General features: G+C 39.2%; 21 protein-coding genes and 1 pseudogene. 10 read left to right on the plus strand and 12 right to left on the minus strand.

Going from position 1 to position 17,035, the window contains the following annotated elements; genetic code table 11:
- Positions 1-172: 172 nt before the first annotated feature.
- Entirely contained in the window at positions 173-1,789 is a 1,617-nt protein-coding gene (locus FJR09_RS19910) for a serine/threonine-protein kinase (protein WP_254433164.1), read from the minus strand.
- A 265-nt stretch (positions 1,790-2,054) separates the two neighbouring features.
- Here FJR09_RS19910 and FJR09_RS19915 point away from each other — a divergent pair, with 265 nt between their 5' ends.
- From FJR09_RS19915 to FJR09_RS26255, 3 genes and pseudogenes are all read left to right on the plus strand, one after another.
- Positions 2,055-2,597 carry a COP23 domain-containing protein gene (locus tag FJR09_RS19915; RefSeq protein ID WP_015081110.1) on the plus strand — a complete coding sequence of 181 codons (543 nt, stop codon included), beginning with the start codon at positions 2,055-2,057 and terminating at the stop codon, positions 2,595-2,597.
- 360 nt (positions 2,598-2,957) lie between these two features.
- Positions 2,958-5,906, plus strand: a complete 2,949-nt coding sequence (locus FJR09_RS19920; RefSeq protein WP_168654169.1) for a serine protease — start codon at positions 2,958-2,960, stop codon at positions 5,904-5,906.
- Between the two features lie 152 nt (positions 5,907-6,058).
- A pseudogene (locus FJR09_RS26255) lies at positions 6,059-6,193 on the plus strand (hypothetical protein); the annotation flags it as partial.
- Positions 6,194-6,603: 410 nt separating this feature from the next.
- On the opposite strand, the gene FJR09_RS19930 reads toward FJR09_RS26255, so the two are convergent.
- The 3 genes from FJR09_RS19930 to psb28 are packed head-to-tail and all read right to left on the minus strand — an operon-like array spanning position 6,604 to position 7,812.
- A complete protein-coding gene (locus tag FJR09_RS19930) occupies positions 6,604-7,113 on the minus strand; it encodes a molybdenum cofactor biosynthesis protein B (RefSeq protein WP_168653791.1) in 510 nt (169 codons plus the stop codon).
- Positions 7,046-7,447 (minus strand): hypothetical protein, encoded by a 402-nt coding sequence (locus tag FJR09_RS19935; protein WP_254433165.1) that lies wholly within the window; start codon positions 7,445-7,447, stop codon positions 7,046-7,048. The genes FJR09_RS19930 and FJR09_RS19935 overlap by 68 nt, the downstream gene beginning before the upstream one ends.
- Positions 7,448-7,476: 29 nt before the next feature.
- Positions 7,477-7,812: a photosystem II reaction center protein Psb28 gene (gene psb28, locus FJR09_RS19940; protein ID WP_015081114.1), complete on the minus strand. Its 336-nt coding sequence runs from the start codon at positions 7,810-7,812 to the stop codon at positions 7,477-7,479.
- A gap of 79 nt (positions 7,813-7,891) precedes the next feature.
- On the opposite strand from psb28, the gene FJR09_RS19945 reads away from it, so the two are divergent.
- The gene (locus FJR09_RS19945) at positions 7,892-9,667 is read left to right on the plus strand and encodes an alkaline phosphatase (protein ID WP_168653554.1); all 1,776 of its coding nucleotides are present in this window, start codon (positions 7,892-7,894) and stop codon (positions 9,665-9,667) included.
- On the opposite strand, the gene FJR09_RS25500 is transcribed toward FJR09_RS19945, so the two are convergent.
- Genes FJR09_RS25500 through FJR09_RS25990 form a run of 4 tightly spaced genes read right to left on the minus strand, consistent with a single transcriptional unit; the run spans position 9,637 to position 10,134 of the window.
- Positions 9,637-9,807 (minus strand): hypothetical protein, encoded by a 171-nt coding sequence (locus FJR09_RS25500; protein WP_235081870.1) that lies wholly within the window; start codon positions 9,805-9,807, stop codon positions 9,637-9,639. The genes FJR09_RS19945 and FJR09_RS25500 overlap by 31 nt on opposite strands.
- Positions 9,777-9,902: a hypothetical protein gene (locus FJR09_RS25980; protein ID WP_256370274.1), complete on the minus strand. Its 126-nt coding sequence runs from the start codon at positions 9,900-9,902 to the stop codon at positions 9,777-9,779. The genes FJR09_RS25500 and FJR09_RS25980 overlap by 31 nt, the downstream gene beginning before the upstream one ends.
- Entirely contained in the window at positions 9,893-10,018 is a 126-nt protein-coding gene (locus tag FJR09_RS25985) for a hypothetical protein (protein ID WP_256370274.1), read from the minus strand. The genes FJR09_RS25980 and FJR09_RS25985 overlap by 10 nt, the downstream gene beginning before the upstream one ends.
- Positions 10,009-10,134, minus strand: a complete 126-nt coding sequence (locus FJR09_RS25990; RefSeq protein WP_256370275.1) for a hypothetical protein — start codon at positions 10,132-10,134, stop codon at positions 10,009-10,011. The genes FJR09_RS25985 and FJR09_RS25990 overlap by 10 nt, the downstream gene beginning before the upstream one ends.
- Positions 10,135-10,269: 135 nt before the next feature.
- On the opposite strand from FJR09_RS25990, the gene FJR09_RS19960 reads away from it, so the two are divergent.
- Positions 10,270-11,064: a DUF2993 domain-containing protein gene (locus tag FJR09_RS19960; RefSeq protein ID WP_015081116.1), complete on the plus strand. Its 795-nt coding sequence runs from the start codon at positions 10,270-10,272 to the stop codon at positions 11,062-11,064.
- Positions 11,065-11,330: 266 nt separating this feature from the next.
- Here FJR09_RS19960 and FJR09_RS19965 read toward each other — a convergent pair whose 3' ends face one another.
- The gene (locus FJR09_RS19965) at positions 11,331-12,722 is read right to left on the minus strand and encodes a UDP-glucose/GDP-mannose dehydrogenase family protein (RefSeq protein ID WP_015081117.1); all 1,392 of its coding nucleotides are present in this window, start codon (positions 12,720-12,722) and stop codon (positions 11,331-11,333) included.
- 87 nt (positions 12,723-12,809) lie between these two features.
- Between FJR09_RS19965 and FJR09_RS19970 the strand changes: the two genes are divergently transcribed.
- From FJR09_RS19970 to FJR09_RS25995, 5 genes are read left to right on the plus strand one after another with little or no spacing between them, the layout of a single operon-like run.
- Positions 12,810-12,953 carry a hypothetical protein gene (locus FJR09_RS19970; protein WP_254433166.1) on the plus strand — a complete coding sequence of 48 codons (144 nt, stop codon included), beginning with the start codon at positions 12,810-12,812 and terminating at the stop codon, positions 12,951-12,953.
- A 32-nt stretch (positions 12,954-12,985) separates the two neighbouring features.
- Positions 12,986-13,129 (plus strand): hypothetical protein, encoded by a 144-nt coding sequence (locus FJR09_RS19975; RefSeq protein ID WP_158310545.1) that lies wholly within the window; start codon positions 12,986-12,988, stop codon positions 13,127-13,129.
- Positions 13,074-13,217 carry a hypothetical protein gene (locus FJR09_RS25505; protein WP_158310546.1) on the plus strand — a complete coding sequence of 48 codons (144 nt, stop codon included), beginning with the start codon at positions 13,074-13,076 and terminating at the stop codon, positions 13,215-13,217. The genes FJR09_RS19975 and FJR09_RS25505 overlap by 56 nt, the downstream gene beginning before the upstream one ends.
- A complete protein-coding gene (locus FJR09_RS25510; RefSeq protein WP_168204385.1) occupies positions 13,162-13,305 on the plus strand; it encodes a hypothetical protein in 144 nt (47 codons plus the stop codon). The genes FJR09_RS25505 and FJR09_RS25510 overlap by 56 nt, the downstream gene beginning before the upstream one ends.
- Positions 13,250-13,375, plus strand: a complete 126-nt coding sequence (locus FJR09_RS25995) for a hypothetical protein (RefSeq protein ID WP_256370276.1) — start codon at positions 13,250-13,252, stop codon at positions 13,373-13,375. The genes FJR09_RS25510 and FJR09_RS25995 overlap by 56 nt, the downstream gene beginning before the upstream one ends.
- Positions 13,376-13,379: 4 nt before the next feature.
- Here FJR09_RS25995 and FJR09_RS19985 read toward each other — a convergent pair whose 3' ends face one another.
- From FJR09_RS19985 to FJR09_RS19995, 3 genes are all read right to left on the minus strand, one after another.
- The gene (locus FJR09_RS19985; RefSeq protein ID WP_015081118.1) at positions 13,380-14,309 is read right to left on the minus strand and encodes a UDP-glucuronic acid decarboxylase family protein; all 930 of its coding nucleotides are present in this window, start codon (positions 14,307-14,309) and stop codon (positions 13,380-13,382) included.
- Between the two features lie 331 nt (positions 14,310-14,640).
- The gene (locus FJR09_RS19990; RefSeq protein ID WP_254433167.1) at positions 14,641-15,639 is read right to left on the minus strand and encodes a formylglycine-generating enzyme family protein; all 999 of its coding nucleotides are present in this window, start codon (positions 15,637-15,639) and stop codon (positions 14,641-14,643) included.
- 210 nt (positions 15,640-15,849) lie between these two features.
- On the minus strand, positions 15,850-16,935 hold the full coding sequence (locus FJR09_RS19995) for an HAD family phosphatase (RefSeq protein WP_168651251.1): 1,086 nt from the start codon (positions 16,933-16,935) through the stop codon (positions 15,850-15,852).
- Positions 16,936-17,035 lie beyond the last annotated feature (100 nt).

The following is a 17,035-nucleotide window of genomic DNA, read 5'->3' on the forward strand; positions in this document are numbered from 1 at the left end:
ACACCCTTGAATTTGGAGTTTAAGTAAGAGGTTATTTGAAAACTTTTTCCTGTGGGATCTGATCCCCCTAAATCCCCCTTGAAAAGGGGGACTTTGAGGAATTTAGCCCCCCTTTGTAAGGGGGGTTGGGGGGATCTCGATTAATTCTGATACTTTTCAAACATCCTCTTAATTACCAGATTGGATTTGTGGATTTTTCAGATGTGGATTTTTCCAGTCTAAAGGATTTAATTATGGTGTCTTCCACAGTTTTCGCAAACTCTGGATAGGATTTATCTTCAGCGCGATAGGTGAGAATATAGGCTTTTTTACCATTAACAATCCATACTTGCATTTCTTGGAAATTTACCTTGTGGATATTATCTCTGCTCTCATAAACTACTTGATGACCTTGTGTTTCACCAAGTTGTATTCGTCCAGATTTGATAATTTTCGCATTTTGTCCTAATGCTTCAATTTGTCCGATAGAAAACTTAGTATAATCTTCCAAAGACTCCGACTGGAATAACTCATCTATAGTGATAAAAAATTCTGGAGTTAGAGAAGATGAAATCGTATTTTTCGGGATAATTCGCGTTAATTTATCTGTTACTGGTGTTTCTTGCCAATTTTTAGGATATTTAAATTTAACTCCAGCTTTTGCATATTCTACTACTTTAATTGGTGGTTGCAAATAACTATTAATACCCATCACACCAATAGTTATTAAAGTTATTAAAAAAGCCGATTTTATGAGTAAAAATTTTAAATTGTGAGATGGTTTATTGATGGGCTTTGTATTATTATTATTATTGACTGAATGATCTGGTTGTGTGGTTATTTGAGATTCATTTACAGCCGTCATAACTTCTGCTGCTGATTGAAACCGGTGTCTAGGGTTAATCTTGAGCATTTTATCTAAAATATTAGCTAGAGAAGGGCTAATAATTATACTAGCTTGTTGTCGCCAATTTCGGTAATTATTGTCAAGGTAATCAACAGGAGTTGTACCTGTGAGTAACTCCAGACAAGTAACAGCTAAACTATATAAATCACTAGACGGATAAATTTCTCCTATTCTTCCTTCTTCAGGTCTTTGTTCAGGAGAAGCGTACACTTTTGTAAAAATAGGTACAGATTTTTTTATATTTGTTTCACCAGAAACAACTTGTTTAACCGCGCCAAAATCAATTAAAAATAGTTTTTGTGTTGCTGTTTCTCTAACAATATTACTGGGTTTAATATCTCGATGGATAGAATTTTGGTCATGAATAAATTGTAAAATCGGTAAAATTTGCTTTAAAAAATCTAAAATATCTGTTTCGGAAAAACGAACTTTTCTTCTGAGTTCCTGAGACAGATCTTCACCTTGGATATATTGTTGTACTGAATATTTAAACTCAAGTTCTTCTTGTTGACCAAAAGCGGGAGCGGTCAGGGAAAAATAATCATATAATGTGGGAATATTCCCGTTATTGTCACCTAAAAATTCTAAAACCTGAGCTTCTCGATCAAAAGCTGCTTTGATTGCTTCAACAATTTTGTCAGCAATTTCCGGGTTGTCATTAATATTCAATCGTTTGATTACACATTGACGCTGATTCACAGAATCTAAATCAATAGCTTGAAAAGTAGCACCAAATCCTCCTTTTCCCAGAGGTTTGATAGTTTGATAATGTCCTTTTCTCCCCTTTAATATTAGGGGCATTCCACAAGCTTGACAGAATATTTCCGAGGTAGTATTAGAATCTGGAGAGTCGGGAAAACGGTTTTCTGGACTAGGGCAGTGCGGTCTGGTACAATAGTACATGATAGATAAAATAGTACATGATATAGTTACAGTGTTGATCCATTAACCAAAAACAGGTATTTATATAAGTCTGTTCACTTCACCTATTAAACAGGATTGTATCATAAAGTTAACTTCTGGGTAAACGCCTTAATCTTTGATAAGAATTAGTATATAATCAGTTAGGGGCGTGCATATTCTTACGCCAAGTATAAAGTTTAGATAACATAAATCTAGTTAAATACTACCATAATCACCAAAGTTCAGTAATCAAAGGTCAAGCATTATGCAACTACCAGCATTAACTAGTGTCTTAGCATTCACCGCATTGACAGTTACCCTTAGTGTTAACCCTGGTTTGAGTCAAGAGATTCCCAAGCAAGAAGTTAGTTTTGCTTGTCGTTCAATTTCTTACAAAAGTAATACGGAAAGAGTTCCCACTACCATGGCCTTCGTTCCCGACAAAAAACCTGAGCCTTATGTACCCATTATTGCTTGGAAATCTGACTCTTTTCCCCGTAGCGAATGGACTCCTAAAAAACGCTGTGAACAAGTAAGTAAAAAATTCCAGCAATTTCACCAACAAGGCCGATTAGATTATTTAACTACCGGTAAGTTGAATGGTTTGGGAGTTATCTGTGCGGCTAAACCTGGTGAATGCAATAAAAACAATATTTTATTTAGTGTCAGGCCAGGTGTAAATCCCACTACAGTTTTAGCCGAACTTAATGACATCAGAGAAGGTAGAACTTCAGACCTAACTTGGCAAAATTCAGGTGAAAATACTTACTTGAATCTGGGTGAATATCTCAAAAAAATCTCTAAATAACAAAATACCCCACCCTAACCCTCCCCTTATAAAGGCTACGGTGTACACACATCTCTAGACAGGATGCTAAACGTGATCCGATCCCCCTAAATCCCCCTTAAAAAGGGGGACTTTGAAGAATTTAGCCCCCCTTATAACGGTGTACACACATCTCTAGACAGGATGCTAAACGTGATCCGATCCCCCTAAATCCCCCTTAGAAAGGGGGACTTTGAAGAATTTAGCCCCCCTTTTTAAGGGGGGTTGGGGGGATCTAAACGTTTTGGGGCAACCATAGAAGACTTGTGTGTACACCGTAGCTTGTAAAGGGGGGATTAAGGGGGGTAAATTACCACTAATAAAAACACTATTTAACTAATCATGAAACGTCAAATCGCCATTATCTCCTGCTTACTGCTGCTACCTTATCCAGTGTCAGCAATAGAAACCCAAACCAAGACGACAAAACTACTTACACAGTCCTCCCAAAGGTGCAAATTACGACCAGCAAACCCAGAAAACGGTATTTATTCAGAACCACAATTACAAACCATTGCTAAACAAATTACAGTTAGAGTCAGAGACAAAGAAAGAGGCGCTTCCGGGACAATTTTCGCTAGAAAAGATAATTCTTATTTAGTAGTGACTAATTCCCACGTTGTCAGAAGAATTAATAATATCAATATTATCACAGCCGATGGTCAAAAATATGCAGGTAAAATTTTACCTAATACTAATTTTGATAAATTCGATTTAGCTATAGTAGAATTTACATCTAATCAAAAATATTGTTTACCATCAGAAATTGCTGACAGAATCGCCTCTTTTGATATTAACTTAGAAACACCAGTTATGGCCGCAGGCTATGCTGTATCTGAGGATAAATTAGTATTAACAACAGGAAAAATACAACAAATAATTTCTCAACCCAGTTTAAAAGATGGTTATGAAATTGGCTATACTAGCGATATTCAACCGGGAATGAGTGGCGGTGCAATTATTAGTAATACAGGAAATTTAATAGGAATTAATGGGATTAGTTCCTCTCCTTGGTCTAATTCTGGTTATGTTTATACCAACGGAAAACGCCCCACAAATACAGAAATTCAGGAATTTAGAAAACTGAGTTGGGGAATACCTATTAAAACCGTTTTAGCTCAGGTAAGACCAGAAGTTCTCACCGCTTATAATTTACCTATACCAGATATTAAACAGACAATAGCCGAAGTACCATTAACAGGGTGGTTAGGAGAATTAGAAGCAAAAGCTAAACAAATTACCGTCAGAATTGATAGTAGTAGCGGTAGTAATGGTTCAGGAATTATTATCGCTAAAGAAGGAGATATTTACACCGTTTTAACTGCTGCTCATGTAGTTTGTAAACCACCAGATAAAGTAGGACCATGTGAGCCAAATACTTATAAAATCCTCACAGTAGATAATAAACAATATCCCGTAGAACCAAGCACGATTAAATTAGAAGAGGGGGTAGATTTAGCAGTAGTTAAATTCACCAGTCGGGAAAATTATCAAGTTGCGACTTTAGCCAATTATAACCCAAGAGATAATGAATATACGTTCACTGCTGGTTATCCCAGATTAGGAGAAAAATCACCTTGGCGGTTCACATTGGGACAAATTTATAGTAAGGAACAAGGATTATTCCAAACTACCCAATCAGATTTTAAAAACAACAGTTCTGGTACAGCCCAAAGTGCAGCTTCCTTAACAGGAGGATATGAATTAGTTTATAGTAGTATCACCTTTGGGGGCATGAGTGGGGGACCAGTATTAGATTCCCAAGGGCGGGTAATTGGTATTCATGGCAGAACTGAGGGACAAGCTGCTATTGATAATAATAGTAGTAGTGGCGGAAATATCCAATTAGGTAATAGTTTGGGTATCCCGGTGAGTACATTTTTGGCATTAGCTACCCGACTGAATACCCAAGCACAAAAGGTAGAAACCACCCGAACACCAGAACTAAATCAACAAAAAGTTAAGTCTATTCAAACAGCGATTTTATCAGTAGATGTTTCCCAAGGCAATACTACCGCCAGTCAATGGTTAGAAAGGGGAAATCAACTGTGGCGGTTACGTCGTTATCCAGAAGCAATACAGGCTTTTGAAGCAGCAATTAAGCAAAAACCAGAGTTTATTCACCTGGCTTATTATGGTAAGGGTTTGGCGTTAGCTTGGAGTGGAAAATATCCAGAAGCTATAACTGCATTACAGCAAGCGGTGAAGTCTCAACCTAATTTTGTTCCTGCTTGGGATAATTTAAGTTTAGTCTATAGAAGATCAAACCAACTGGATAAAGCCTTAGCAGCCATAAATCAAGCCATTCAACTCCAGCCCAATAATCCCAATTGGTATAATCAGAAGCGGGGAGTTTTAAGTGATTTAAAAAGATATAAAGAAGCAGCAGCAGCGATAAATAAAGCCATTGAACTCAGTCCCCGTGCAGCATTTTACTTCAACCGGGGAATTGGTAAATCTGATTTAGGAGATAAGCAAGGAGCAATAAATGATTTCACCCAAGCCATTAAGATTGACCCTAACTTAGCCCAAGCCTACAACAACCGGGGATTTTTTAAAGGTGAATTAGGAGATAAGCAAGGAGCAATAAATGATTACAACCAAGCCATTAAGATTGACCCTAACTTAGCCCAAGCCTACTACAACCGGGGAATTGTCCGTGCTGAATTAGGAGATAAGCAAGAAGCAATAGATGATTTCAACCAAGCTATCAAAATTAATCCTAACTTAGCCCAAGCCTACGGCAACCGGGGAGTTGTCCGTGCTGAATTAGGAGATAAGCAAGAAGCAATAGATGATTTCAACCAAGCTATCAAAATTAATCCTAACTTAGCCGAAGCCTACTACAACCGGGGAATTGTCCGTAATGAATTAGGAGATAAGCCAGGAGCAATAGATGATTTCAACCAAGCTATCAAGATTAATCCTAACGATGCCCAAGCCTACAACAACCGGGGAATTGTCCGTAATGAATTAGGAGATAAGCCAGGAGCAATAGATGATTACAACCTAGCTATCAAGATTAATCCTAACTATGCCAAAGCCTACAACAACCGGGGACTTGTCCGTAATCAATTAGGAGATAAGCAAGGAGCAATAGATGATTACAACCTAGCTATCAAGATTAATCCTAACCTTGCCGAAGCTTACGGCAACCGGGGACTTGTTTATGATCAACTTGGTGACAAACAAAAAGCCAGAGAAGACCTGCAACGAGCAGCGCAATTGTTCATGGCTCAAGGGAATACTGCTGCTTATGAAAAAGCTATGGCTTTATTAAAAGGGTTGTAGGGAGTTTCTTTGGTGATGTTAATTGTGATTTTGTCAGAATCAGGATGTCCAGGATTTAAGGATTAACAGGATGTTTGATTGTAATTGAATGATAAGATTGTGATTCCTATTATTCTCACAGTTACTTTCTTCTTTGCGTCTTTTACTACAACCGGGCATATGTTTATTATCAACTTGGTGACAAACAAAAAGCCAGAGAAGACCTGCAACGAGCAGCGCAATTGTTCATGGCTCAAGGAAATACTGCTCTTTATGAACAAACAATGGCTTTTTTAAAAGAGTTGTAGGGAGTTTCTTTGGTGATGTCAATCCCTCGTTCCCTGGCTCTGCCGGGGAATGCCCACAGGAGGCTCTGCCTCCATTATATTCACTGTATTTGAGGCAGAGCCTCAAACTCCCATTCCCAGCCGGAGTCTGGGAACGAGTTCAGGATTAACAGGATGTGATTTTTCCCTCGTTCCCTGGCTCTGCTGGGGAATGCCCACAGGAGGCTCTGCATGACAACAATAATATTTTGTCAGAATCAGGATGTCCAGGATTTAAGGATTAACAGGATGTGATTTTTTGATTGTCTATGAACCATTGAGATTTGAGGATGAAAAATCATCTTCACATTATAAAATGAATTAGATCCCCGACTTCTTAAAGAAGTCGGGGATCTGTCACCTCACGACTAAGATCAATTTATCAATTATGTTTAATTCTGCAAATTTAATTGTTTTACCAAATGCACCAATTCCGGTAAAATCAGCTTTTCCATCCCCAGTCGTACAGCATTACTAGAACCAGGAAGAGAAAAAATGATTTTGCTTTGATAAACGCCGGCGACAGCGCGGGAAGCCATAGCGCGAGAACCAATTTCTTGATAACTTAACAACCGAAATAATTCCCCAAATCCTGGTAAAGTCTTTTCTAATAGCTTTTCTAAAGCATCATAAGTAGTATCCCTGGGAGCAATTCCCGTTCCTCCATTAAAAATCACAGCATTGATACGAGTATCTTCGCCCAAGGCTGTCATTTGGGATTGAATTTCTTTAGGCTCATCTTTGATAATCTGATACAATGACACAGTGTGATCATCAGCTAAAAGTAGTTCTTTAATTAATTGACCACTTTTATCTGTATCTGGGGAACGGGTATCACTGACGGTAATCACTGCACAAATTACAGAAACTTGCTGTGTATTTGGGTGTGGTTGAAATTCCATAATAGATGTTATGTATTTTAGCCAATGACCACTGTACGGGCGAAGCATTTGGAGAACTATTTTTGGCAATGACTGATAATTTATCTTCCAAATGCTTCGCCCCTACTGACCACTGTACGGGCGAAGCATTTGGAGAACTATTTTTGGCAACGACCGATAATTTATCTTCCCAATGCTTCGCCCCTACTGACCACTGTACGGGCGAAGCATTTGGAGAACTATTTTTGGCAATGACCGATAATTTATCTTCCCAATGCTTCGCCCCTACTGACCACTGTACGGGCGAAGCATTTGGAGAACTATTTTTGGCAATGACTGATAATTTATCTTCCAAATGCTTCGCCCCTACTGACCACTGATTAATTAAGATTTACTCAATCCTAGTCCATTGTCCTCAGCATAACGATTCATGAAGCGCATAAAACGATCCCACTCATCATTAGAATTCATCACATAAATTGCTTCTAGAGATTCTGGTTTACCGTTGACAAATTTACCCTGAACGTTACGAATAACGATTTCCCCTTCTTCGTCAATCAAATATAAACCAGTAACTTCATCTGTGCCATCTTGCGCCAATATATCAGGATTGGTGAAGATAAATGTTGCCGTACCGCTTTCACCTTGTTTTGCTCTTGTCAACCGAACATCTGGAACTACTGTTTCTTCAATACCTTTAGCAAACTGAATTTTCGCCATGATGAGTCAATTTAAAGTTTTGTGATCATTTTGTAATATTCTCTCATCATAGAGCAATTTCCTAGCAGGCATTTTACCAATGGTAATTAAATCTAGTTCACAATTCCGATTTAAACGCCGTTTATTTACTACAGTGTTGATCATTGTAGTTGGTATATTCATCACTCTGACTAACCATTCTAGCCCCGCTACACCTGTCACTAAAACCAAAAACGTCATTCTGATGATTGGGGATGGTATGGGCTGGGAAATGGCTCGCGCTGGGGCTATGGCTAAAGGATATAATTATACTTCTGGTAAGGGGGAAGGACTGAGTTTTCAAACTCTGGATAATTACGCCCTTGCTACCACCTATGGTACTACCATTGCTCCTGGTAATGGAGTTTTCAGCACGGGTAACTCTGCGTTATCAAACTCTAATCCGATTACAGGCGCTAGTCCGATTCTACCAGGGTTTAAATTCCAACCTCAATTTAATCCTGGCGATAAACCATCTGGAGGGGGGAAAAATCTTAATCCTAATGCGGTAGGTAATTTAGTGGGTTATGATCCTCAACGTGGGGGAATAAATCCTTGGACACCGGGTAATGATCCTGAGTATATTAAGTATAGTTATCCTGATTCTGCCAATACGGCAACTACTTTGTACACAGGAGTCAAAAGCTATAACAATGCTATTTCCGTTGATATATTTGAAAAACCTTTAGAAACTATTCTCAAGACTGCGGCTGATCATGGTAAATCTACTGGGATTGTCACTTCTGTTCCTGTAGATCATGCTACACCTGGTGCAGCAGCAGCAAACGTGAATCGTCGCAATAAATATGATGGTGATTATCCAACTTTAGATAATATTCTCCAGCAGGAACTTCGCATATATCAACCAACTGTAATTTTAGGTGGTGGTCATCCTCTCACGGGTGCGAGTAGTCAACCTCTGCCTACGGGTGTAGAACCGCCAACTAAATTTGAATATATCACTAAAACGACCTATGCAGAATTGAGTAAAAACCCCAATCAAAACCGCTATAACTACACATTTTTAGAACGGGGAAAAGATGCGGCTGATAAGTTAGCGACTACTGCGGCTAAATTAGATCCAAATATGGGCGATCGCTTGTTAGGATTATATGGAGCTAGGGGACAAGAGGGAAATCTCCCTGTAAGTACCGCCAATGGTGATTACAGTAATACAGGTTTGAGTATCTTTTCCCTGTTTGGTTCTCAAGGAAAAAACCCCGATACAGTTCGGCCTCTACTTCCTGGAGAAACCGATAAATCTTTTATTGCGAAAGAAATTAATGAAAATCCCACACTTGATGATTTAACCAAAGCAGCTTTAGCAGTTTTATCTAAAGACAAAGATGGATTTTGGTTAATGGTAGAAGGTGGTGATATTGATTGGGCTGCCCATGATGATAATATAGATAATATGATTGGGACAGTATTGGATTTTGATAAAGCTGTGAAAACGACAATTGACTGGATTAAAAATAATGGTGGTTGGGAAAATAATCTACTGATTGTCACTGCTGATCATGATCATTATCTGACTTTAAATCCCAACTTTTCTGAACTACTCAAAGAAAAAAGTGCAGAAGCTTTAACTGCTGAATCTGATTCCATGAAAGCGGGTCATTTTTGGGGTTCTAATCCTCAGATTAAATATGGTTGGGGAAATCATGGTAATCGTCCAGTTCCTGTTTATTATCAAGGTAAAGGTGCAGAAGTTTTAACTAATTCTGTCGGTAAGGGTTTTCGGCTTTATGGTGATGATATTCCTGGTATTGGGGGTTTAGTAGACCAAATTCACATTTATCAGACTCAACGGAAAGCAATAGGGAATAGGGAATAGAAGAAAGTTATTAACCAATGACAACGGACAACCGACAACTGTACGGGCGAAGCATTTGGAGAACTATTTTTGGCAATGACCGATAATTTATCTTCCAAATGCTTCGCCCCTACTGACAACGGACAACCGACAACTGACAACGGACAACCGACAACTGTACGGGCGAAGCATTTGGAGAACTATTTTTGGCAATGACCGATAATTTATCTTCCAAATGCTTCGCCCCTACTGACAACGGACAACCGACAACTGACAACGGACAACCGACAACTGTACGGGCGAAGCATTTGGAGAACTATTTTTGGCAATGACCGATAATTTATCTTCCAAATGCTTCGCCCCTACTGACAACGGACAACCGACAACTGACAACGGACAACCAACAACTGTACGGGCGAAGCATTTGGAGAACTATTTTTGGCAATGACCGATAATTTATCTTCCAAATGCTTCGCCCCTACTGACAACTGACAACTGACAACTGACAACCAACCATCAGTTATCCTGTTCTAAGTCATTAGTAGATTAAATCAGGGGATCGCTTGCATAATTGTTCACAATTTGTTACAAAAATATAAAGAACTTCTAGAGACTAAAACCTAATGTTCGGCGGACTTACTGGTTTAACAGATACCAAAAGCACCGATTGGGGAGAGCGAATGCTCAACACAGTCGCCAGCCAAACGATTCGCCACCTGTTTACCCAAAGCGAGTCGGTAGAAGTCTTTGTGCGCTGCTATCCCTCCAGCAAACTGTTGCAAGGCAGCATTGATAGCTTTAAAATGAACGGTCGCGGCTTAGTAATTCGCAAAGATTTCGCAGTTGAGGAAATGTCCTTTGAAACCGACGCTGTAGCCATTGACTTCGGCTCGGTTTTAAGTGGCAAACTTACTCTCAAACAACCCACCCAAGCAGTAGCCCAGGTGATTTTATCAGAAGTAGGCATTAATCGAGCTTTTGAGTCGGAATTGGTGAAAAAGCGGCTGCTGAACCTTTCTGAACCCACTTTGATCGAAATATCTGGTGGTGAACCAGTTTCTTTTACCGAAGTTGAAGTCAAGTTATTACCTGAAAATCGCTTGCATTTGGTAGCTAAAGCCGATTTAAACAACGGTGAACTCATACCCCTAAGTATGACCATTGGTGTCGGAATTGAAAGAAGAAGGCGGGTTTCTTTCAAAGAACCTAAGATTGAACTTGAGGGAGTTCCAGAAGCACAAAGAGAAATTTCCCAGACTTTAAGTCTGGCATTGGTAGAAATTTTGGATAATATGGTTGATTTAGATCGCTTTGATTTAGATGGGGTAAAAATGCGACTAAATCGTTTAGAAACAGAAGGTCAAAGATTGATTTTTAGTGGTTATGCGGAAATAGAAAGAATTCCTCACAGTTCTTAAAATTGAGAAAAAATTAACGCCGCCTAGTTGACTCTGGGCGGCATTTTAATTTTTATAGGAGTCAGGAGTCAGGAGTCAGGAGTCAGGAGTCAGGAGTCAGGAGTCAGGAGTCAGGAGTCAGGAGTTCAGGAGTATGGCTAACGCCACGCTTCGCTATCAGGAGTTCAGGATAAGAAAGAAGAAAGAAGAAAGAAGAAAGAAGAAAGAAGAAAATTTCTCCCCAACCTCCCCAACCTCCCCAACCTCCCCAACCTCCCCAACCTCCCCTACCTCCCCACGCCCACGTATTGGAATCCAGCTTTTACCATTGCTTGGGGGTTAAGGAAATTACGACCATCAATCATAACGGCGTGGTTCATTAATTTTGCCATTTTCCCATAGTCCAAAGTGCTGAACTGTTGCCATTCGGTGACAAGTACCAAAGCATCACAGCCATCTGCTAGTCTTTCCGCATCAGTTTCTACTAATACACCGGAAAGACCATGACGCATTCCTGTTTGGGAAATAATGGGGTCATAAGCCTTGACTTTAGCTCCCAGTCGGTTGAGTTGTTCAATCAAGATTAGTGCCGGTGCGTCCCGTAAATCGTCTGTATCTGGTTTGAAGGTTAAACCGAGTAGTCCCACAGTTTTACCTTTGAGGATTTTTAAAGCCTGTTGCAGTTTTTCTAGGGCAATTAAGCGTTGGCGTTCGTTAACACTGACAGCGGCTTTCATGAGTTGGGCTTCATAGCCATAATCATCAGCGGTGTGAATCAGGGCAGAAACATCTTTGGGAAAACATGAACCACCCCAACCAATGCCAGCTTGTAAGAACTTGCTACCAATACGGGAATCTAAACCGATGCCTTTTGCTACTTGGGTAACATCCGCACCCACGCGATCGCATATATTAGCAACTTCATTAATAAAACTAATCTTGGTGGCTAAAAAGGCATTAGCGGCATATTTAATCATTTCTGCCGAACTTAAATCTGTTACCAAAACTGGAACAGGAGGCAAAGATTTATCAGCCGCAAATTTGCGTTCGACAATTGGCGCATATAGTTCTTTCATCATGCCAGTGGCTTGTTGACTATTGCCACCTAAGACAATCCGATCAGGGTTAAATGTATCATGAACTGCTGAACCTTCCCGGAGAAACTCTGGATTACTGACGACATCAAAATCATTAGCAATCTTCGATAATTTATCATCACTAGCTGTATCACCAGATATCAGTAATGTTTTTTGACGTTCAGCAATCCCGTCTAAAACAATCATTCTTACCCAGTCACCAGAACCAATGGGGACAGTAGATTTGTTGACAATTACCTTATAGCCACCTTGAAGATTTTCGCCAATGCCACGAGCCACAGCTTCTACATATCGGGTATCACTTTCACCATTGGGTAAAGGAGGAGTTCCCACGGCAATAAACAGGATTTCTCCATGATTAACACCAGCCGCGAGATCACTAGAAAATTGAATATTGCCACTACTAATGGCAGACTGCATAATTTCCGAGAGTCCTGGCTCGAAAATCGGCGACTGCCCAGACTTCATTAATTTTACTTTTTCTTCGTTATTATCTATGCAAATTACATCATGGCCAATATGAGCCAAACAAGCACCTGTTACTAAACCAACATAACCAGTACCAATTACGCAAACACGCATTTTTAAAACCCCGTTTTTTATAGTTGTCAGTAGGGGCGAAGCATTTGGAAGATAAATTATCGGTCATTGCCAAAAATAGTTCTCCAAATGCTTCGCCCGTACAGTTGTCAGTTGTCAGTAGGGGCGAAGCATTTGGAAGATAAATTATCGGTCATTGCCAAAAATAGTTCTCCAAATGCTTCGCCCGTACAGTTGTCAGTTGTCAGTAGGGGCGAAGCATTAGGAAGATAAATTATCGGTCATTGCCAAAAATAGTTCTCCAAATGCTTCGCCCGTACAGTTGTCAGTTGTTAGTAGGGGCTAAGCATTTGGAAGATAAATTATCGGTCATTGCCAAAAATAGTTCTCCAAATGCTTCGCCCGTACAGTTGTCAGTTGTCAGTAGGGGCGAAGCATTTGGAAGATAAATTATCGGTCATTGCCAAAAATAGTTCTGCAAATGCTTCGCCCGTACAGTTGTCAGTTGTTAGTAGGGGCGAAGCATTTGGAAGATAAATTATCGGTCATTGCCAAAAATAGTTCTGCAAATGCTTCGCCCGTACAGTTGTCAGTTGTTAGTAGAGGCGAAGCATTTGGAAGATAAATTATCGGTCATTGCCAAAAATAGTTCTCCAAATGCTTCGCCCGTACAGTTGTCAGTTGTGAATTACTAAACCACTACTTTTGAAAACGTTGACGGAAATCTTCGATCATTAATTTTAAACCGTCTTGCAGAGGAATAGTAGGTTCCCAATCTAACAAAGTTTGTGCCTTAGTAATATCGGGACGACGACGACGGGGATCATCAGCAGGTAGGGGTTCAAATTTAATTTGTGCATCTGGGTTAATCAAGTTTTGCACAGCCTGCGCCAGTTCTAAGATAGTGTACTCATCAGGATTACCCAAATTTATGGGGCCAGTATGTTCACCATTCATTAATCGCATTAGTCCATTTACCAAGTCGGAAACATAACAAAAACTCCGGGTTTGTTGACCTTCACCATAAACAGTTAAAGGCACACCTCGTAATGCTTGCGCGACAAAATTGCTGACTACGCGACCATCATTTTCCAGCATTCTCGGTCCATAAGTATTGAATATTCTGGCGACGCGAATCTCGACTTTATTTTCTCTGTAATAATCAAATGCTAAGGTTTCCGCCATTCTCTTACCTTCGTCATAACATGAGCGAATGCCAATGGGATTGACGCTGCCTCGATAATCTTCAGTTTGGGGATGAACTTCTGGATCTCCGTAGACTTCACTGGTGGAAGCTAATAAAAATCTAGCTTTAACTCGTTTAGCTAACCCCAACATATTGAGTGTGCCAATAACGTTAGTTTTAACTGTTTTAATTGGGTTATACTGATAATGCACTGGAGAAGCCGGACAAGCCAGATGATAAACTTGATCCACTTCTAACCGAATTGGTTCGGTGATATCGTGACGGATCAGTTCAAAATTATGATGATCTAACCATTTGAGGAGATTGTGTTTCTTTCCTGTATAGAAATTATCCAGGCAGATGACTTCATGACCATCATTCATGAGTCGGTCAATTAGATGAGAACCAATAAAACCAGCACCGCCCGTCACTAAAATTCTCATATTTTCCCTTTTGCTAACATCTACTTTCCGTATCTGTGTCATGCTTTTTTATATTATCCACATTGATAACAAAAAAAACACATCCTTATTCAATAATTTTCTGTATAACTCCTAAGTTTTATAAGCTATTGTCTGCTAGATATTCTCTAATGAATTGGTTAATTGTGGGGATGTTTTATCAAATCTTTAAAAAAAATATCCTGTTTTTTACGTAAAATCCATATTTGTTCAGCTGATCATTACACCCTCTAAGGGAGTGTAAGCAGGAAATTTCTATCGAACGTCTCTACATTATTTTTCAGACTATTATATAGCCAGGAAGCGCAGATAATTAGTTAAGTAATTTTACCAAACGAAAACCAATATGTGTTGTTCCTGTATCTGGTGATTGAGACTCCCTGGCCGCAGGACGATAGCGACTACAATAATTAGGAGCGCATAGATAAGACCCACCTTTAATAACGTGTTTAGCAACTCCTGGCTCTCTTGGGTCAAAGCTTTCTTGTTTAGAAGGACCTTGAGGATTTGAAGTGTGACTCTTATGGTCATGACCAGGACGATACCAATCAGTAGTCCATTCCCAGACATTACCAGTAATATCATATAATCCATAACCATTAGGCTGAAAAGACCCTACAGGTGCGGTGCCAATATAACCATCTGCTTTAGTATTGAAAACTGGAAATAATCCTTGCCAGGTATTAGCTTTCTTTTCCGAGTATTGTTCACCCCAACTATAAATAGCATGATTGAGTCCCCCACGAGCCGCATATTCCCACTGGGTTTCTGTTGGTAGTGACATCTTTGCCCATTCGGTATAAGCTTTAACATCTTCATAGGCAACTTGAACAACTGGATAATTGTCTTTACCATTAATATTACTATCCGGTCCGAAAGGATGTCGCCAATTTGCACCTAAAGTCCATTTCCACCAGCTTAAATAGCGGACTCTTTTCGCTTCTGGGTCTGCCATTTGAAAGACTAAAGAACCCGGTTTTCTACTATCATCTGATAAACCAGGAAATTGATCTTTTGGTAAAGGACGTTCTGCCACTGTAATATAGCCGGTTTCTTTGACAAATTGGGCAAATTTGGCGTTAGTAATTTCATATTTATCCATACAAAAACTATTAACGGTAATATCTTCAGCAGAACGTTCTGAATCGTAGTGAGCATCTGAACCAATATTAAAAGTTCCACCAGGAATAAATACCATTCCCTCTGGACAGCTATGTTCTGGAGAAGATGCCTTGACTTCTGGGGAAAACCCGAAAAACAGGCCTATGATTAACAAGCTAAGAATTAGTGATTTTAACCAAATATTTTTCATAACTATTTTCATTTTTAAACAATACAATCTCTTGATTTAAATCTTTGTCAGGTGGATATTACTCAAGCTACTAATTACTATTAATGGTTAATAGTAATACGTTTTTTAGAGAAAATTAGGAATATCAAAGATTAATATCTGTACAAATATTCCTGATTTCTAATATTATTTACATCGCAGTGTATTCAAAAATTTAACAACCGGGTGAACTCAGTTACAAAGGTCTTTTAATTTGTCTACAATCTTGTCTAGTTGCTGAATCATTGCACTAAGCTCCGATGGTATTGAAGTTTTTGCAACTTTACTTTTTGAAGCTGATAGTCGCGGTGGATTTTTTTCAAAAATCGTCTTAAAGTCATCTTTCATGCTGACAACAAGCCAATTCTCATGATCCTGAGCATGGTCTAGAGATTGATTCAGAGTTTCATTATCATCTCTTGCGTAGGGAACATTATTGTAGCAATATTCACGTTCTTCATCATCGTGATTGATCAATACTATCAAAGATTTATCTTTGTCAGCACTAGTATATTGAAACATTTGGTAATCACCACTAGAATTACCCACTGCAATAATTGGTCTTTTGCCAACATGAAGTTCAATTCCTGATGGTTTACCCATTGCATCATTATACTGACATAGAATCGGTTTACGCACCAACACTCCACCATCTTGCTGATCAAACAATCTGAAGAAGGCTGAACCAATGATATTTTGAGGGGGAATACCGTAGGCTTCTTCGGCAAAAGAGCGAACAAAATGAACCTCACCACCAGAACAAATATAGACTTGAAATTCCTTTGACTGGAGATACTGGACTAACTCAATTACAGGTTTAAAAGTTAGGTCTATATATGGAGCATCAAACCTAACAAAGTCCTGACCGTCATCCTCGAAAGAAATAGAACTGTGATTCTGTTTAACAAATTCTCCAGCTTTTGTGATGTATTCATCTGTTGAGATTTGTTGGAAAGCATCAATAAGAAAACTAACCCCTTCTCGATCAATCTTTCCCTCGGAATCTTTTATTGCCTTGCGGATATTTTCAGGAAATTGACTTAAATCTGGTTTGATTACATTTCTTGCTGCTTCTTCTCCTTCAGTCTGTGACTTTATAAAGTCTGCTTGGAAATAATTAGGTCGTTCAGCCCATAAAGTTCCATCATTATCAAAAACAGCAATACGATCTTCCACTGGCACAAAATCAGGTCCTTCTGTGGTGATTTTTTCCACAAAAGTTATGATTTGTTCCTTATTCTTAGAATTATCGTTCCAAGAATTTAAAACAGTAGACATGATTATATTTCTCCTTGAATGTAGGTAAGATTTTTGTCAAGAAAATCAGGAGGATCAAGGATCAATAGCCTTTCAGAGATCCTCCTAACTTTTAATTTTG

This window comes from Dolichospermum sp. UHCC 0406, assembly GCF_009712025.1.
Taxonomy (GTDB): Bacteria; Cyanobacteriota; Cyanobacteriia; order Cyanobacteriales; family Nostocaceae; genus Dolichospermum; species Dolichospermum lemmermannii.

What these genes read in the sequence shown, in the direction of transcription:
- FJR09_RS19910 (WP_254433164.1), bottom strand. Translation starts at nt 1,789, where the DNA reads ATGTACTATTGTACCAGACCGCACTGCCCTAGTCCAGAAAACCGTTTT.
- FJR09_RS19915 (WP_015081110.1), top strand. Translation starts at nt 2,055, where the DNA reads ATGCAACTACCAGCATTAACTAGTGTCTTAGCATTCACCGCATTGACA.
- FJR09_RS19920 (WP_168654169.1), top strand. Translation starts at nt 2,958, where the DNA reads ATGAAACGTCAAATCGCCATTATCTCCTGCTTACTGCTGCTACCTTAT.
- FJR09_RS19930 (WP_168653791.1), bottom strand. Translation starts at nt 7,113, where the DNA reads ATGGAATTTCAACCACACCCAAATACACAGCAAGTTTCTGTAATTTGT.
- psb28 (WP_015081114.1), bottom strand. Translation starts at nt 7,812, where the DNA reads ATGGCGAAAATTCAGTTTGCTAAAGGTATTGAAGAAACAGTAGTTCCA.
- FJR09_RS19945 (WP_168653554.1), top strand. Translation starts at nt 7,892, where the DNA reads ATGGTAATTAAATCTAGTTCACAATTCCGATTTAAACGCCGTTTATTT.
- FJR09_RS19960 (WP_015081116.1), top strand. Translation starts at nt 10,270, where the DNA reads ATGTTCGGCGGACTTACTGGTTTAACAGATACCAAAAGCACCGATTGG.
- FJR09_RS19965 (WP_015081117.1), bottom strand. Translation starts at nt 12,722, where the DNA reads ATGCGTGTTTGCGTAATTGGTACTGGTTATGTTGGTTTAGTAACAGGT.
- FJR09_RS19970 (WP_254433166.1), top strand. Translation starts at nt 12,810, where the DNA reads ATGCTTCGCCCGTACAGTTGTCAGTTGTCAGTAGGGGCGAAGCATTTG.
- FJR09_RS19975 (WP_158310545.1), top strand. Translation starts at nt 12,986, where the DNA reads ATGCTTCGCCCGTACAGTTGTCAGTTGTTAGTAGGGGCTAAGCATTTG.
- FJR09_RS25505 (WP_158310546.1), top strand. Translation starts at nt 13,074, where the DNA reads ATGCTTCGCCCGTACAGTTGTCAGTTGTCAGTAGGGGCGAAGCATTTG.
- FJR09_RS25510 (WP_168204385.1), top strand. Translation starts at nt 13,162, where the DNA reads ATGCTTCGCCCGTACAGTTGTCAGTTGTTAGTAGGGGCGAAGCATTTG.
- FJR09_RS25995 (WP_256370276.1), top strand. Translation starts at nt 13,250, where the DNA reads ATGCTTCGCCCGTACAGTTGTCAGTTGTTAGTAGAGGCGAAGCATTTG.
- FJR09_RS19985 (WP_015081118.1), bottom strand. Translation starts at nt 14,309, where the DNA reads ATGAGAATTTTAGTGACGGGCGGTGCTGGTTTTATTGGTTCTCATCTA.
- FJR09_RS19990 (WP_254433167.1), bottom strand. Translation starts at nt 15,639, where the DNA reads ATGAAAAATATTTGGTTAAAATCACTAATTCTTAGCTTGTTAATCATA.
- FJR09_RS19995 (WP_168651251.1), bottom strand. Translation starts at nt 16,935, where the DNA reads ATGTCTACTGTTTTAAATTCTTGGAACGATAATTCTAAGAATAAGGAA.